This window comes from Bacteroidota bacterium, assembly GCA_016715945.1.
In the GTDB taxonomy this organism is placed as follows: domain Bacteria; phylum Bacteroidota; class Bacteroidia; order Bacteroidales; family F082; genus JALNZU01.
In genome coordinates this window covers 479,590-496,033 of record JADJXJ010000001.1, presented here as the reverse complement: position 1 = coordinate 496,033, position 16,444 = coordinate 479,590, and the positions used below count along the sequence as shown (strand labels likewise).

The window sequence follows — 16,444 nt, the reverse complement described above, 5'->3', positions numbered from 1 at the left end:
GGTTGGCAAAAAATGCCGACCGGACTTTGTTTTTTTCCAATCGCAGTTAACAGATTGTATATAAGTGCATTATACATAACCTGACTTCGTTGCCCAAAGGAATGCAATACACCCGGGCTGGTTTTGCAACATATTAACAATAAACAACTTAAGCTCTAATTAATGTCCGACGACCCTACTTTGTCGCGCAATGTACTCGAAATGGCCGCTGTGGCCACCGAGTATTGCAGTTTCATCGAACAGGCCTCCGGCATGGAGCCCAAAATCGCATTTGGTAACCTGCTGAAGTTTGTTCCGCTGCTCTATTTGCGCGGAACCCTGCTGCCCGATATCGAACCGGAATATCCTGAAGCGGACGAAAGGTATGTGACTGAGGAACAATGGGACAGCATCTTTCTCGACCTCAGGGCATTGTTCGACCTCGAGGATGAATTCACCTATGTGGGCGAGAACGAGTTTGGCGAACCGGCCAGCCTCAATGGCAGCATCAGCGAACACCTTGCCGATGTGTATCAGGATTTGAAAGACTTTATCACCCTGTTCAAAAAAGCAGACCCGGCCAAGCGCGAAAACGCCATAGCCGGGTGCAAGGTTTTGTTTGCAGAACACTGGGGGCCTCGCCTTGCCCGCCTTCTGCCCGTAATACACCAGAAATATTTCGGGCAGGCGAACGAAGGCGAAACCAATTTTACCGACCTGTTCTGAATCAGGGTCTCCGGCGTGCCGGAGGCAAAGGCCTATCGTCCTCGGGCCGGATGCGTTCCACGACTTCGCGCTGAAATTCATCCTCTGCCCGGATAAACATTGCTGCTTTGCGCGGCGACAAGTCTTTGCGCAATTGGCTGATGAATTCCTTGCGGGCCTTATGCATGGCTTCGGCCTGTGCCATGCGCGCATCCAGCATTTTGTTTACTTCGTCGTCCGACATGGCATCGAGCCTTTCGAACCCGCTCCGAAATTCAAGCCTTTGTTGTCGCTGTTCCTGAACCTTGGCCATGTAAGCATCATACAAAGGCCAGAATATGCGAGCCTCCTGCGGACTCAGCTGCATGCTCTTGGTGATGTATGCCACCCTGGCAGCTTCGACCCGTTCGCGAAAAGGCCGCTGAGCCGGCTGGGCCTGTGCAATAAAGGTTAACAAGATGAAAAACAATACACTGGGTAATATAACTTTGGTTCTCATGTTATTAAAACTCATTTTCTTCCTGTTCAAAATAAAATTCCATTAACTCTTTCAATTCCACACCTGCGAACAACTGCTGATAGAGAAAGTCCTCGAGCTTTACGCTATCGGCCTGCAGTCCGTTGGTCTCATCCTGAAGCCATTCGCTGTGCATCCAAAGCTCTGTATCGGTTTGGATGTCGGCTACAAGTAATTCCTTATGAGCCGGCGGGCTGCTGTTTGGCCAAAACAGAAGTACTGTGCCAAGGGTGAGCAGGAGCAAAAAAGAGGCCGCAATTGCGCGCGGGATGTAAAGCTCACGCCTGCGTTCCGTTTCGTGCAACTTGTGTTCCGTCGTTTCTGCCAGCCCGTCGAAATAGCCCTCCTCCACCCTGAAGGGTGCCAGGGGGTTCACCTTGCCATTTAAGGGATCATTGCTCTGCATATTTTGCGATGTATTTTCTGATTTTGTTTGCTGACTGATGGTAAGTAGCTTTGGCTGTGGCTTCGGTTATTCCGAGCATGGCTGCAATCTCGTCGAATCGAAGCTGATTGAAGTAGTGCAACGCAAAAATGCTTCGCTGCCTGGGTGTCAGTGTTTCGAGTGCGGCTGTCAGCACTGCCTCCACATCACCTGCAGGGGATTGGGCGGTTTGCGTCGCTGGCTGCCAGAACTGCAAACTGCGTCGCAAACTCGCCCGCTTTTGGTGCCGAAGTGCCTCATTGAGTGCAATGCGGTAAAGCCAGGTTGCATAGGAAGCCTCCTGCCGGAAGCTTTCAAGTCCTTTCCATGCTTTGATCATGGTCTCCTGAAGCAGGTCGTTGGCATCCTCGTGATTGAGCACAATGCTTCGGATTAAATTATAAAGCTTTGGCCCATAGCTATTTACCAATTCTTCAAAGAACGCTGTGCGTTGCTGCTTCATTGCCATTTAATACATGGAGGAGATGACCTTTGAATGGAAAGATTATGGCAGGGTGATTACAATCACCTGATCTCCAATGGTAATGGTGGCCTGATTGTCGCAGGTGCCATCCCCAAAATCGAGCAGGCGCTGCGGAGCGTTGGAGGGAGTGATTTGTATGGTACCACTCACAAAATAACGGCAGCTCATCTCCCGTCTGAGAGGTTCAACGATCAGGCGTTCAACGGATCTGCCATTGCTGTGGCTCACATTGCTCGTCCCGGTGATCAGAAACACATCATCGCGCCAGTTGGGCGTGCCGAATCCTTCGACCCAGGTGTGAATTTTTTCCGACTGCCAGCTCAGAGTTTCCCCACTCTGGGCAAATGTAACACTGCCATTGTTCACATGGCTGAAAGTCATTTTGCCATTCACAAAGCCCTGATTGGTCATCACTTTGGTGCCTTGCACATGGTTGTCGTTCACATAATAATTCTGGAAAGTATGCGTAACCACCGTTCCGGGCCGGCGCCAGCGTCCGTTGAATGTAACAATGATCATGCCCCTGCGATACTTGCCATCGTTGCAAAGGCAGTTTTCCGGTCCAAAATCGATGGTGAGAACCCTGGGCATCACCGTGGTATCCAACGTGATTGTGGCACAAGGTGCCAGCCTCGGACGATCGTTATCGCCACCTTTCAAGCCAGGTAGCGCAGCGTAATAAGCCTGATCGGAGATCTCGGAAGCTTCATCGAAAGCCTCTTCGGCAAATGCTTCGCGGGCGGTCTCCCGTTTGAGCAGCTCCGACCCCGAATCATCGGTCTTTTTGCAGCCAATAAAGCCGGCCACACTGATCAACAGAATGACAGCAATGGAAAGGATTTTTCTTTTCATGGTGTTTTTGATTTTTGTTTACACCGTGTTAGATACCTCAAAAATGCAAAAGTCTAACATAGATAAAAAAAAATCCGGACAAAAGCCCGGATTTGTTCAGCCTACAGAAATATCCCCCCTGGAAATTCCGTGGCCTTACATCTGCGCCGAGGGCATCACAACCACTTCGCTCACATTGACGTGATCGGGCTGGGTGATGGCATATTTGATGGCCCTGGCAATATCGTTGGCAAGCAAAGGAGTGATGCGCCGCTTTGCAAAACTTTCGAGAATATCTTGATCTGTAATGGTTTGCGTAAGTTCGGTGGCCACAGCTCCCGGTTCGATCACTGTTACCTTTATATTAAAGGTGGGCGTGAGCTCCATGCGCATGGCCTCCGAAAGGGCAGTAACACCAAACTTTGTGGCATTGTAAACGGCGAAACCAGGCCAAACCCTTCGTCCGGCCACCGACGAGATATTTACAATGTGCCCCGACCGGTTAGCTTTCATACTGCTGAGCACCCCGGCTATGCAATAAAGCAATCCTTTCAGGTTCACGTCAATCATGCGGTCCCACTCGTCAATCTTGAGCTTATCCATGAACGAAACAGGCATGAGTCCCGCATTGTTTACCAGGACATCAACTTTTCCATAAGCTTCATGCACACGGGAGAAAGCGTCCAATACTTGTGTGCGGTTAGTTACTTCAACAGGCAAAATCATTGCCTCGGCCCCCATCTCCTTCACCTTTTCAGCAAGTGCTTCAAGACGGTCCTTCCGTCTGGCCATCAGTACCAGTTTTGTATTGTGCTCAGCCAGAAGCATTGCCGTTGCCTCACCGATTCCACTGGAAGCGCCTGTGATTACAATAACCTTGTCTTTTAGCATATTAGAATTTTAAAAACTGATTAACAACTAACGTGCAAATTAGCCAAAATAGTACTTTATTGATTTAGCCTGCGAAAAAAAAGCTGAAGATAATTTTAAGCATATATTCCAACTATCACTAATTCAGCAAATTGAATAATTTTCTTAATTGCCCCCTCGTTCCGCTTTCCTATCATTTCCTGTATTTCATGATCATCTGTGTGATACTTGCTTTGGTCACCGGCTTGGCAAGGTAATCGTCGAATCCGGCTGCCCGCAGGCGCTGTTCATCCCCATGCAAGGCATAAGCTGTTGTTGCCACAATGACGCAATTGTTTCCGGCTTTACGAATTTCTTCAAGTGCCTGGATGCCATCGACGCCGGGCATTTTGATATCCATGAAAATCAGACCTATGCCTGGATTAGCGCGCAGGACTTCGATGGCCTCAGCGCCTCCTGGAGCAAACAAAGCTTTTTGTCCCAGCGACCTGCACAAGGCTTTCATCATGATGAGGCTCGCTTCGTCATCGTCAACCACCAGGATGGTATCCTCATTTCCGCGCACATGAACTTCAGCGGATTGCTGGCTGGGTGTACCTGTTTCAGGATGAGCGCTATAATGCCTTTCCACGGGCAGCTCAAAATGAAACACAGAACCTTTGCCAGGCTCGGATGTAGCCCAGATCTTGCCTCCCAACAGATTCATGATCGATTTGCAAAGTGCAAGCCCCAGTCCGACGCCCTCATAGCCCCGGTTGAGCGAAACATCGGCCTGGTAAAAGCGTTCAAAAATCTTTTCCACTTCTGTTTCGGCTATGCCTCTGCCTGTATCGCGCACGTAAAACCCTGCTTTGCCTTCCGTCATTTTAAAGCCAAGCTCGATGAATCCCTGGTGGGTGAATTTGAGCGCATTGTTCACAAGGTTGTCGAGCACCTGATGTATTTTCATGCGGTCGGAGGCAATCCTGATGTGGCGATCGCTCTCTGCAACATTCAGCTTTAGGCTGATTCCCTGTTTGTTGGCCTGCGGCTGGAAACTGTGTACAACTTCTTGCAGCAACTCGGCCGGGCTGAAAACCACCGACTGAAGTTCTTCGGCTCCGGCATCTATTTTACTTATTTTCAATATGTTATTAATCAATCCCAATAGTCGCTGACCATTGCGGTATATCATCTCGGCTTGTGCGCGAACGTCTTCAGGATCGGTTGTTTGGGTGGCAAGCAGGTCAGAAAATCCCATGATGCTGTTCAGGGGAGTGCGGATCTCATGGCTCATATTCATCAGGAAGGCCGACTTCAGGCGGTCGCTTTCCTCGGCTCGGTCACGGGCTTCAATCAGTTCGTTGAGCATTTCACGCTTTGCACTGACGTCTTCCAGGTTTACCAGGAAGTGGGAAAGCTCATTATTGCCGGAGTATATTGGCCAGATGGAAGCATCCACCCAAACCGAAGAGCCATCCGGGCGAAGCACCTGAATCTCACGTTTCCAGGAATTTTCCGATAACAGCGACTCCATTAATTCGTTTACAAGTTCGTCGTTCTTCAGTATTTCCTGAGCAAAACCGGGGCCACAGGCAATGATGTTTTCTTTTGTGCGTCCGAGCAGGTCGGCAAAGCCCTGATTTATGTAAACAACCTGCCTTTTGGCATTGAGCACCGCTACCCCGTTTGGACTTTGCTCAACGGCCCTTTCGAGCAACTTTGCCTGGTCGATGGCACTTTTGCGCTGAATATAAAGCACAATCTGATTCGCCAGAAACTCGAGCAAAGTCTGGTCGCGCTCGCCGAAGGCATGCTCGTCGGTGTAGCTTTGCACGACAATGGCACCAATTGCCTCACCATTAACCGTGAGCGGTACACCCAACCAGCTGGCCGACATGGTTCCTACCAGTTGCACCTCACCTTGCGCAACCATTTCTTGGTAAGCAGCACAGTCGATATGCAGGACTTCGTTGCGCTGGACAACCAAACCAGTGAGTGAGCCTTCAATGTCCCATTCGTCAATTTCGTCAATGTCCTCCACAAAAGGCGTGAAAAGTTTTCCACGATTTTTATCGGCCATTGCCACATAAAAGCTCGAGGTATCTATAACTGCCTTGAGTTCATCGCGTATGGTACTTACAAGCTGGGTCAGGTCGGCCGACGATACAACCGCTTCGGCAACGGCATGCTGTATGGCGAGGTATTTCTCCTGCAGCTTGCGCTCTGTGATGTCTCTGGCTGCGCCCACTACACCAATGAGTTTGCCCTGTTCGTCTAAGATGGGCGCCTTGACCACGTCGAGGTAGAGAAACTTACCTCTGACATTGCCAAATTCATCGAACCTTCCTGGGGTCTGGGTCTGAAAAATGACTTCGTCGGAATCCTGGCATATTTTTCCAAAGGTGTGGTAATCAGGATCATCAGGTCGCTCGGCTTTGATGCGGTTGGCAAAGAAAAGATCCGTCTTGCCGATAGGTTCCTCCTGGTCGGTGGCATGCAGCAGGTTATCGCAAATGGATTTATTGACAAAGATGAATCGCTTTTGCATGTCTTTAGCCCAAAGCATGTCGGGCATGTTGTCCGAAACTTTGCGGAACAACTCCATCAGCTTACGATACCTTTGTTCGCTCATTCTGAGGGCTTCTTCTTTTTCCTTCTCCGAGCTCACATCCAGCACAGCACCGATCAGCATGGTAATTTTTCCATCCTTATGTTCCCACACCCGCTCGTAACCTTTGAACCAACGCCACTCTCCGGAGAAAGCCTTCATGCGGTATTCGAAATGAAAAGTCAGTTCCGGATCGCTCAAGTCAGCCTGTTCATAAAATTTATCAAACATTTTGTAATCATCGGGATGCACCACCTTTTCGAGGAAACCTTCATCCTCATCGGTTAGCACATCGGGCGGATAGCCCAACATCGCGGCCACACTACGGTTGCAATACACATTGCTCCTGCTGCGCAGATCGTGCAGATACACAATGTTTGGGATCTTTTCGGTGATGTTCTGCGAGAAAGCCTTTTGCCGGGTAAGCTCCTGTTCTGTTTTCCGGATGGATGAAATATCGCGCATAAACGACACAACTGTGCCATCGGGCAGCAGCAACGATTTCATCCAGACAGGTATCTCCAAACCACTTCGTTGCCTTAGAAAGCGCTCATTTTCAACCGTTTCGCCTTTTAGGACCTTTTCTACCTGAAAAGGTTTCCGCTTTAGTTCGGCCTCAGAAAACAAAACAGAAAATTGATTACCAATCAACTCATTGGCCTGATAACCACTGTATTCACACAGCTTTGCATTTACTTCCAGAATCAGGGCATCAGATGTTGTAATTGCAATCGCATCCGGGGCATGGGCAAAAATTTGCTGCGACCGCTGTGCGCGTTGAGTTTGAAGCAGGTTTGGCCTGAGAACATTGGCGCCCGGCTGCATCCTCGGCCTGAGCGACCATTGCAGGTTGTCAAGTTCGTTCTGCTTATGTGCAAGCAATCGCTGGGCTTTAGCAAGTTCCATACATTTTGTGGCAACTTCTTTCAAACCAGCGGTATCCAATGGCTTCTGGATAAACAGATCAGCTCCGGCCGCAAGGGCTTCATGCATCAAAGGTTCGTCGGTCTGCAAAATGGTCAGCAGGACAATGCTGCTGTTCGTGAACTCCGGTCTGTTCCTGATTGACTGTGTCAGCTTCAATCCATGAATATCGGGCAAAAGCAAGTCCAGAAAGAAAAAATCCGGTTTCAATGCCAGGGCTTTTTCCATCGCCTCTTTGCCGTTCGATGCCACTTCAACTTTTAGCCCTGTGCACTCTTTTGTGAGATATTGCGCTGTATTTTTCGCCCACGCCTGCTCATCGTCAACAAGCAGCAAAATGTATTCCTCTGTGCGCTTTTCCATGAGTCGTCCTGGTCATTTGCTGTTTTGAAATCAAGGCCGAAATTAAAATTTTTTAACGCCTCGCAGTCAAATTTTCTTTTTTCCAAAAACACGCATAATTTCCACATTCTGGAAGCAACTTTTGATTTTACCATTTATTATATATTTGTTTTTCAATGTATTATGGTAATTTTAGATTTTGGCACAGTCTTTGGCATATTAGAAACAAAACACAAAGCCATGAAAAAAATAATGATGCTTCTCATACTTGCCTCTGTAGCAATGACTGCCTGCCGCAAAGACCGTTTTGAGCCCAACCAGCCAAAAAGCATGGAGGATCTGAAGGTGCCCGCAAACTTCGACTGGAAGACTACAAAAGATTACCAAATCAGCTTTACGGCAAACCAGAATGGATTGGTACAGGTGGTCAACAGCCAGAATGTATCCTATCAGCGTGCATATCTTACGGCACAACAGCCTTATATTATGAAGATTACCCTGCCTACCTACGAGAAGTCGGTCATTGTTAAATTTGCAGGAAAAGATGTTCCCCTTCAGCTCAGAAATACAAACCTCAACGTGAACCTCAATTAGCGGCACAACAAACTTTCAGATCTAAATAAACTATCCCCACGTTTGAAGCCGGTGAATAAGCCGGCTTTATTTTTGAAAACAAGCTATGCAATATCCCAACTTCCAGAATTTGGAATTTTTTGCCACAACTTGTACGTTTTTTCAGGCTGTTTTTAATTTACTCATTCACAATCAGATATTTACATTTTAAGCACGATTTTTGCTAGTTAAAATCTACTGATTATACCTTATTGATAAACGCAATGTATCCAATGAAAAGACTTTCCAGAATCACAATACACCATAGCGCTGTTTTGACAGCAATTGGCTTCATGCTGATTTCGCAATATGCGGTGGCCCAAAGCGGCATCACCGCAATACAGACTCAGGTGAGCAGTTCAACAGATGTGACCACATACACTGCCAATGGGGCACCTTCATCCCCCTTGTCGGGAAACACCTACACCTACACTTTTGCTTCCAATACATTCACCGATCACCAACTCTCGCTGCAAGCCATTGAAGCTGGCAGCAAGGCCTTCGCCTATGAGCCCATTCCGGTACAGGTGGTTTTTCGCAGGGTGAATAACAGTGGTGTGAGCAATCCTCGCGACCTGATGTATTATTTCGGCAACCTATCGGGCAGCACAATCAACCTTAAGGCACCCTACGAACCAAATATGTCCACTGCATTTACCGGCAATACCAATCTGTTGCGTGGTTCGGATAATTTATTTGCCAACACCGGCGATGGAAATGGCAACATCAACAACATCGAGCGGCTGGATGTGCTGGTCCCGGGGGGCATTTCGCTTACCTCTGCTTCCGGACAGGGCTTTGCCGTGATGGAGCGCGGAGCTGTAAATCAGCACGATGCCTTTGTAGTCGGCGTGATCACCGCACTCGACGGTTCCGGAAATCCAGCGGCCTACTCGAACCTCATCAGAGTCAACTCGACGCATTATGGCTCAGTGAACGTAATCCCGAACCAAAACTCCGTGGTTTTGCGCCGCGACAATGGCACCGGCAACCTGCTCGCGAGTACCTCACTATCCGGACAGGGTATCGGCGGAGTGTTTTTATCTTTTGCCGACTTCGGACTCAGCGATGGGCAGACGATTTACGGCTACTCGCTGGCTGCTGCCGACTTTCCAGCTTCGGGAACATCTGCTGATTTTACTGACTATACCAACACCACATTTTTCCCGCTGAATACCAGCGGCAGCACCCAAGGCGGGCTCGACATGATTGCGCTTACCGGACTGGTGCGCATACTCTCCATCAGCGGACAGGTATTTCACGATCCCGACGGTCTGACCAACAGCACGATAGATGGCGCTTCCATACAGGCTATCGAGGGAAATCCGCTCTATGTAAACATCCTCAATGCATCCAACCAGGTGGTCAAAGTAGCCGCCGTGCAGCCTGATGGCAGTTTCTATGCCGAAGGATTGCCATTTGGCAGCTATAACCTTCAGCTTTCAATCAATCCGGGTACTGTGGGCAGCCCTGCTCCAGCCAAAACAACCGGCAGCGACCAGTGGGTTTACACCGGCAGCTCAGCCGGAAACGGTGCACCAGACCTCAATCTCGAAGGAGTGACAAGCATCAGCCTGAGCACAGAAAACATTACCGGAATCAAGTTTGGTGTGGAACAACGACCGGTTGCTTCTTCAGCCATAGCTCCCGAAGTCCCGCATCCAGGCGACAATGTGCCTATGGCTGTCAGTCCGGCCTTGTTTAGTGCAAGCGATCCGGATGGCAGCGTGACTGAACTGATTATCAGCTCCTTTCCCACTAACGCCAGCAGTGTAACCATCAATGGCACAACTTATACCTCTGGCAGTTTTCCCCTTGCAGGCGTGAGCATTCCCGCCCTGCCAAACGGCAACCCGGCCGTTCCAATCAGCATTGCCTCGCCGGCAGGCACAACGGAGATCGTGATCAGCTTTTACGCTGTGGACAATGCCGGTGTGAAGAGTTTGTTGCCCGCTACCGTTACCCTGCAATTAGGCCCCGAAAGCAGCGGAATAACCAACCTGTTCCCCGCAACCGGATTCGGGACGCTGGCTTTTGAGGACCTCTGGCCGGCAAAAGGTGACTACGATTTCAACGACATGGTGATTGACTACCAGTTCGAAATCAGCTCGAATAACCTGAATTTCGTGGAACAGATAAAGGCTACTTTCGTACTTAAGGCATTTGGCGCTTCATTTGAGAACGGTTTCGGCTTTCAGTTTGATGGCAATGTGCAGCCCGTCGATGTGTTGTCCGTTGCAGGCAATTACCTCACCGACAACATTATAACTCTTGATGCCAACGGCACCGAAGCTGGCCAGAGCAAGCCAACTTTTATATTGTTTGACAATGCCTTTGCACACATGCCACATCCCGGCACCGGTATTGGTGTGAACACTACGCCCGGCGCACCTTACGTCAATCCAGTAACCATGGAACTCCTTATCACATTTAAGCCAAACACGGTGAGCATCAACGACCTGGACATTGGCAACTTCAACCCGTTTATCATTGTGGATAAAAACCGGGCCGTGGAAGTACACCTCCCCGGCTATCCGCCAACCGATCTGGCCGACCCATCGAAATTCGGGCAATGGGATGATGCGTCGAATCCTGCGCAAGGCAAATATTATGTGACCGAAAACAATCTACCCTGGGCCATTCATATCTACGAGTCGTTTGCCTATCCGATTGAAAAACAGGACATCACCGGAGCCCACCTGAAATTAGCAGCCTGGGCTGTGAGCGGAGGCGTGCAGTTCCCTGATTGGTACAAAAACCTGCCGGGCTACCGCAATGAGGCTGTGATCTATCAGATCCCAACTCCCTGAAATCCCTTACACTACATCCAAATAAGCAAAAGCCGGCCCTAAAGGCCGGCTTTGCTGTTTTGTGAAGGTTCAGTGTGCTGGATAAAGGAACTTTTCTCCTGTTTCGTTGATGATGGTTCGCTTGAAACTATCCGGATAGCCCGGGTGCCTTGGCGGAGCAGGATAGCCATAGGGGTTGCGGATGAACTCACCGTCTTTTTCCTGCTTCACATTGCCATCCAGATATTTGACCAGCAGGAAGTTACCGAGAGCGGCCCATCTTTTGATGGTTTCCACTGCCAGCCCGGACGATACTTCGGTGAGCAGCCTTCTGGCCTCGTCGGGATTGCTTTGGTACAGCTCAATAGCCCGCTGATCAGTTTCGGCTACCACATTGCGGAAGTGTTGTTCCTGTTCGGCCTGCGCCTTATGCACATCGGTGATGGCACGGCTGTAGAACAGGTAAACAAAATGTGCAACCCGGTTGAACACCCAGAAGGCCGCATCGTCCACATAAGTCAGAATATCGCCATAACCCTCGCGCCATTGCAGGGGCACTTCGTTTATGCCGGCATAAAAGGGTACGTGCACCGACTGTCCTGCATCGTCCACACCAAACCAGATGATGCCACCGAGTGGTCCGGGCAACCACGACCGCATCTGCGCCACATAGGAAAAGCCGGTTTGCTGGGTAACCGTTACACGCTCATGGAAGTATTCTTTTCCGTTGTATTTCCAGGTAAGCGGGCGCCAGCGGTAAGGCAGTCCGAACGGTCCGGCTCCGGCATCCTGCGACATGTCAAGCTCAGTTCCCTGGAGATAATCGCGCTTGAACGATATCAGATCGTGTACACTGAGTTTGCGGTTGGGCTTGATATACAGCGGCATCCTAGGGCTTTTCACATTTCCGGTGGCATAGTCCCAATGGGCGCGCATCCCTTCGGAGACATGATTGAACATGGCCCAGACGCGCAGCTCGCAGAAGCGTGCAGCACCAAAATCGAGCGGGGCATACACATCGCTGAAACTGAATTCGGCATCGCTGCCGGTAAAATATCCTTTTGCCCGGGCAAAACTGATCACATCATGTGAGTAAATCACCTCAAGTTCCGGATTGTTCAGCTTGTCCCATTGTTTATCAGTAATCACACGACGGCCGTCGGCTTTGGGGATCTGCGTGATCCGGGCATGGTTGGCATGGGCCGACACATAACCATCGGGGATGCGCACCGCAACCCAGACTGCGCCTTTGTTGGCATTGTAAACCTCCCCGGTCCGGCGATTGGTTTTTAAGTCTGTGCCTTTTCCAATCATTTCGAGAATCCATACCTCATTGGGGTCGCCAATCGAAAACGATTCGCCGGAGCTGGCATAGCCATGCTGAGCCACCAGATCGGCCATCACCTTGATTGCCTCGCGGGCTGTTTTGGCACGTTGCAGCGACAAAAACATCAGGTAAGCATAATCCATAATGCCGGTGCTATCCACCAGTTCCTCTCTTCCGCCGAAGGTAGATTCCCCCACAGCCACCTGATGCTCATTGATAAATCCAACGGTTTGGTAGGTATATCGCACCTGGGGGATCTGTCCCAGAGGTTTGGCTGTACTCCTGTCGTAGATGGTGACCATGCTGCCGGCAGGCCAATCGCGGGCAGGACTAAAATAAAGCTCTCCATAGCGGATATGCGAGTCAGCAGCATAAGTGATCATGGTAGAACCGTCCACTGAGGCCCCACGGCTCACAAGGTAATTGGTGCAAGCCAGTAAGTCGGCACCAAACAACATGACCCAAAACAGAACCAGAATTTTTTTCATCGACAGTAAGGTTTTATGACAAAAAGGCAAAACTAACATTTCGGGGATAAACACAGCACTTCAATCAGTTTTCGGACGACTGAATCACTAAATATGGGTATTTACAGGCCCTGAAAAAAGCAGGTCTTTTGCAGGTTGAACTATTCTGATTATGCGTCTGCTGTCGGATCTGAAAGAGGGAGAAAAAGGTATCATTGCCAAAGTGAAAGGCAGGGGAGCATTTCGCAGGCGTGTTATGGAAATGGGCTTTGTGCCTGGTAAACAGGTGATCGTGGTGAAACACGCCCCGTTGCGCGACCCTGTGGAATACAACATCATGGGCTACGAGGTTTCGTTGCGTAAGGCCGAGGCTGCCATGATTGAGCTCTACACACCCGACAGTCTGCCCTATCAGAATGGACAGGCTTTTTACGGGGTTAAAGTGCTCGAAGGCGCCCTATCGCTCGACAGACTCCCCGGACGACGGCAGATCAATGTTGCACTGGTCGGAAATCCCAATTCCGGGAAAACAACTTTGTTCAACTTTGCCTCTAATTCAAGGGAACGGGTGGCCAACTACAGCGGTGTGACCGTGGAAGCCAAGACAGCAAGCTTCGAGCTCAACGACTACCGCTTCGACCTGACCGACCTGCCCGGAACCTACAGCATAACGAGCTACTCGCCCGAGGAGCTCTTTGTTCGGAATTTCATTCTCGAACAGGTGCCCGACGTGGTGGTCAATGTGGTGGACGCCTCAAACCTCGAACGCAACCTTTACCTCACCACCCAGCTCATCGACATGGACATCAAGGTGGTGATGGCACTCAATATGTTCGACGAGCTGGAGGAGAAAGGCCATCGGTTTGATTATGAACATCTTGCCAGAATGATTGGCATCCCGATTGTACCCACCGTGGCTTCGAAAGGAACCGGTATCAGGGAGTTGTTCAGCAAAGTGGCCGAGGTTTTTGAAGATCGTGACCCTTACACCCGACATGTGCACATCAATTACGGCGAAGAACTGGAAACCTCCATCGATCGCCTTCAGGAAGTGATCCGGAAACCCGGAAACGAGCTGCTCCACCGAACGGTTGCCCCAAGGTTCAGTGCACTCAAACTGCTCGAAGGCGACAGCCGGGAATGGGAGCGAATAGCAGGCTGTCGGAATGCTGCCGAAATACAGACAACCGCAAAAGCCGAGCAAAGCCGCATAGAGCGCATTTTCAAAGAGGATGCTGAAAGCGTGATCACCGATGCCAAATACGGCTTTATCGAGGGCGCACTCAAAGAAACTTTCGTCGAGGCCACCACTGCAACAACCAATAAAAGCCGCGAAATCGACCGCTTGCTCACTCATCGGTTCTGGAGCTATCCGGTCTTTCTGATGGTCATGTGGGTCATTTTTCAGGCAACCTTCTGGCTGGGAAGCTACCCCATGGAATGGATAGAAAACGGGGTATCTTTGCTCGGCAGTACAGTTTCAGCCATGCTTCCTGATGGCATTGTTCGCGATATGCTGGTGGATGGCGTGATCGGAGGCGTGGGAGGCGTCATTGTCTTTTTACCCAACATCCTGATTTTGTTTTTCTTCCTGAGCCTGCTCGAAACCACAGGCTACATGGCCAGGGTAGCTTTTATCGTGGATAAAATCATGCACCGGGTGGGTTTGCACGGCCGTTCGTTCATTCCACTTTTGATGGGATTTGGCTGCAATGTGCCAGCCATCATGGCCACGCGTACAATCGAAAACCGGAGCGACCGCCTGGTGACCATGATGATTATTCCTTTCATGTCGTGCAGCGCAAGATATCCGGTTTATATCCTGATTATCAGCGCATTTTTTACAGCCTGGCAAGGCACCATCCTTTTCGGGATTTATCTTATCGGCATCATGTTTGCCGTGATTCTTGCCATTATTTTCAAGCGAACCCTCTTCAAAGCGCAGGAAATCCCGTTTGTGATGGAATTGCCCCCTTACAGAATACCAACCGCTAAATCCGTTTTCAGGCAAACCTGGTTCAAGGGCGCCCAATACCTCAAAAAGATGGGTTCCATCATTCTTCTGGCCAGCCTGATCATCTGGGCATTAGGATATTTTCCGCGAGGCGGACATATTGATAAAGAGATTGATGCACAAATTTCCCGCATACAAAGCTCAGATTCCGGACAAACAGTGGAAAACCCGGATGAAGTCATCGCGCAGCTCGAGCTTCAGCGCCGGCAGCTTAAGCAGGAAAACTCCTTCATCGGCAGGCTGGGTCATTGGATAGAACCTGCCATCCAGCCTCTGGGATTCGACTGGAAAATGGGCGTGAGCCTTCTGGCCGGATCTGCAGCTAAAGAAGTGATCATCAGCACTATGGGCGTATTGTATCAGACTGATGCCGACGAAAACCGGGTAGAAGGCCTGGCTGCCAGGCTGCGAGAGCAGCGTTATGAATCCGGTCCGAAAGCCGGTCAACCGGTGTTCACGCCACTGGTTGCATTCAGCTTTATGGTGTTCATCCTGATCTATTTCCCCTGCATTGCCGTGTTTGCAGCAATTAAAAAAGAATCAGGTGCTTGGAAGTGGCCCCTGTTTACCTCCGTATATACCACCCTCCTTGCTTGGCTTGCCAGCTTTGCGGTCTATCAGACAGGCTTGATGCTTGGTTTCTGAATTTTTTTTTGAAAAATAATGATGCATTTTTCCAGAAGCCCTAACTTCGCAATTAAAGTGAGCTTCTCTTACTGAGCCACTAAACTAACGAATTGAGCCTGGTATGAATGTAATCAATAAAGAAGTTTTTATGGATACTTTCCAATACTTCGACAAACCCATCGTATTGGAAATCATCGACATATTTCTGAACGAATGCGACGGCCGCCTGGAAAGCATCCGTCAGGATATTGCAACCAACAACATGAGTGCGCTCAAGTTTGATGCACACAGCTTTAAAGGCGTGGTATCGAATTTTATGGCCGACGAAACGACAGCCATTGCCCGTGAGCTGGAGCAACGCGGCGCCAATGGCAACAACGAAGGGTTGAATGAACTTTTCGAAAAGCTCCAGAAATCCTCCACCCTGCTCCTGGCCGACCTCAGGGAACTACGTAAAGAGTTTGAAGAATAAACTTGCCGGCTTTTTAATCAGCGATATTGCACCGGCATTCGCGACAGCTTCCACTGCTCAAAACCACCATCGAGGCTGACCACATTGTGCACCCCTATCTGATTAAGTAAAGCACAGATGCGGACACTCCGGATGCCATGGGCACACATGAGCACATGCAAGCCCTCTTCCGGCGAAAAAGGCCAGCTGCTTTGCTCCGAAAGCGGAAAAAAAGCAACAGGCACCTGGCCGGCAACACCATCCACATATTCCTCCTCTTCGCGCAAGTCCACCAGCATGGCCTTGCCGGCCGAGATCAACCGGTAGGCATCCTCAGGAATAAGGTGCTTCACACCAGGTAGTTGAAAATCCTGAAACGACGGGGAGTCTTTAATCATAGGACAAAAACACGCATACTGCCGAAAAAGTTCATGATATTCAGCTGCTCAAAGCTGCCGCCTGAACACAGAACCTCCCAAAAGGTTACTCCA

Annotated in this window: 13 protein-coding genes; 5 read left to right on the top strand and 8 right to left on the bottom strand. The window is 49.8% G+C overall.

The features are described from left to right. The first annotated feature begins 162 nt into the window (after nt 1-162). A complete protein-coding gene (locus tag IPM52_01825) occupies nt 163-705 on the top strand; it encodes a DUF5063 domain-containing protein (GenBank protein MBK9290364.1) in 543 nt (180 codons plus the stop codon). Nucleotide 706: 1 nt separating this feature from the next. Here IPM52_01825 and IPM52_01820 read toward each other — a convergent pair whose 3' ends face one another. The 6 genes from IPM52_01820 to IPM52_01795 all read right to left on the bottom strand — a co-directional run bounded on the left by IPM52_01820 (nt 707) and on the right by IPM52_01795 (nt 7,687). Then, nucleotides 707-1,183 carry a hypothetical protein gene (locus tag IPM52_01820; GenBank protein ID MBK9290363.1) on the bottom strand — a complete coding sequence of 159 codons (477 nt, stop codon included), beginning with the start codon at nt 1,181-1,183 and terminating at the stop codon, nt 707-709. A 4-nt stretch (nt 1,184-1,187) separates the two neighbouring features. Next, entirely contained in the window at nt 1,188-1,607 is a 420-nt protein-coding gene (locus IPM52_01815; protein MBK9290362.1) for a hypothetical protein, read from the bottom strand. Next, nucleotides 1,594-2,088 (bottom strand): RNA polymerase sigma factor, encoded by a 495-nt coding sequence (locus tag IPM52_01810; GenBank protein ID MBK9290361.1) that lies wholly within the window; start codon nt 2,086-2,088, stop codon nt 1,594-1,596. The genes IPM52_01815 and IPM52_01810 overlap by 14 nt, the downstream gene beginning before the upstream one ends. Before the next feature lie 42 nt (nt 2,089-2,130). Further along, a complete protein-coding gene (locus tag IPM52_01805) occupies nt 2,131-2,961 on the bottom strand; it encodes a hypothetical protein (protein MBK9290360.1) in 831 nt (276 codons plus the stop codon). Between the two features lie 135 nt (nt 2,962-3,096). Continuing rightward, complete coding sequence (locus tag IPM52_01800) at nt 3,097-3,831, bottom strand: SDR family oxidoreductase (GenBank protein MBK9290359.1); 735 nt, start codon at nt 3,829-3,831, stop codon at nt 3,097-3,099. 172 nt (nt 3,832-4,003) lie between these two features. Then, on the bottom strand, nt 4,004-7,687 hold the full coding sequence (locus IPM52_01795) for a PAS domain S-box protein (GenBank protein MBK9290358.1): 3,684 nt from the start codon (nt 7,685-7,687) through the stop codon (nt 4,004-4,006). Between the two features lie 219 nt (nt 7,688-7,906). On the opposite strand from IPM52_01795, the gene IPM52_01790 reads away from it, so the two are divergent. Together IPM52_01790 and IPM52_01785 are read left to right on the top strand one after the other, a co-directional pair. After that, nucleotides 7,907-8,260 (top strand): hypothetical protein, encoded by a 354-nt coding sequence (locus tag IPM52_01790; protein MBK9290357.1) that lies wholly within the window; start codon nt 7,907-7,909, stop codon nt 8,258-8,260. 293 nt (nt 8,261-8,553) lie between these two features. After that, nucleotides 8,554-11,088 carry an LruC domain-containing protein gene (locus tag IPM52_01785; protein ID MBK9290356.1) on the top strand — a complete coding sequence of 845 codons (2,535 nt, stop codon included), beginning with the start codon at nt 8,554-8,556 and terminating at the stop codon, nt 11,086-11,088. A gap of 69 nt (nt 11,089-11,157) precedes the next feature. Here the strand turns inward: IPM52_01785 and IPM52_01780 are convergent, their stop codons facing one another. Beyond that, on the bottom strand, nt 11,158-12,882 hold the full coding sequence (locus IPM52_01780) for a C69 family dipeptidase (GenBank protein ID MBK9290355.1): 1,725 nt from the start codon (nt 12,880-12,882) through the stop codon (nt 11,158-11,160). A gap of 151 nt (nt 12,883-13,033) precedes the next feature. Between IPM52_01780 and feoB the strand changes: the two genes are divergently transcribed. Then, nucleotides 13,034-15,520, top strand: a complete 2,487-nt coding sequence (gene feoB / locus IPM52_01775; protein ID MBK9290354.1) for a ferrous iron transport protein B — start codon at nt 13,034-13,036, stop codon at nt 15,518-15,520. A 130-nt stretch (nt 15,521-15,650) separates the two neighbouring features. Then, the gene (locus IPM52_01770; GenBank protein ID MBK9290353.1) at nt 15,651-15,974 is read left to right on the top strand and encodes an Hpt domain-containing protein; all 324 of its coding nucleotides are present in this window, start codon (nt 15,651-15,653) and stop codon (nt 15,972-15,974) included. Nucleotides 15,975-15,991: 17 nt separating this feature from the next. Here IPM52_01770 and IPM52_01765 read toward each other — a convergent pair whose 3' ends face one another. Next, nucleotides 15,992-16,306 (bottom strand): rhodanese-like domain-containing protein, encoded by a 315-nt coding sequence (locus IPM52_01765; protein MBK9290352.1) that lies wholly within the window; start codon nt 16,304-16,306, stop codon nt 15,992-15,994. Nucleotides 16,307-16,444 lie beyond the last annotated feature (138 nt).

What these genes read in the sequence shown, in the direction of transcription:
- IPM52_01825 (MBK9290364.1), top strand. Translation starts at nt 163, where the DNA reads ATGTCCGACGACCCTACTTTGTCGCGCAATGTACTCGAAATGGCCGCT.
- IPM52_01820 (MBK9290363.1), bottom strand. Translation starts at nt 1,183, where the DNA reads ATGAGAACCAAAGTTATATTACCCAGTGTATTGTTTTTCATCTTGTTA.
- IPM52_01815 (MBK9290362.1), bottom strand. Translation starts at nt 1,607, where the DNA reads ATGCAGAGCAATGATCCCTTAAATGGCAAGGTGAACCCCCTGGCACCC.
- IPM52_01810 (MBK9290361.1), bottom strand. Translation starts at nt 2,088, where the DNA reads ATGAAGCAGCAACGCACAGCGTTCTTTGAAGAATTGGTAAATAGCTAT.
- IPM52_01805 (MBK9290360.1), bottom strand. Translation starts at nt 2,961, where the DNA reads ATGAAAAGAAAAATCCTTTCCATTGCTGTCATTCTGTTGATCAGTGTG.
- IPM52_01800 (MBK9290359.1), bottom strand. Translation starts at nt 3,831, where the DNA reads ATGCTAAAAGACAAGGTTATTGTAATCACAGGCGCTTCCAGTGGAATC.
- IPM52_01795 (MBK9290358.1), bottom strand. Translation starts at nt 7,687, where the DNA reads ATGGAAAAGCGCACAGAGGAATACATTTTGCTGCTTGTTGACGATGAG.
- IPM52_01790 (MBK9290357.1), top strand. Translation starts at nt 7,907, where the DNA reads ATGAAAAAAATAATGATGCTTCTCATACTTGCCTCTGTAGCAATGACT.
- IPM52_01780 (MBK9290355.1), bottom strand. Translation starts at nt 12,882, where the DNA reads ATGAAAAAAATTCTGGTTCTGTTTTGGGTCATGTTGTTTGGTGCCGAC.
- feoB (MBK9290354.1), top strand. Translation starts at nt 13,034, where the DNA reads ATGCGTCTGCTGTCGGATCTGAAAGAGGGAGAAAAAGGTATCATTGCC.
- IPM52_01770 (MBK9290353.1), top strand. Translation starts at nt 15,651, where the DNA reads ATGGATACTTTCCAATACTTCGACAAACCCATCGTATTGGAAATCATC.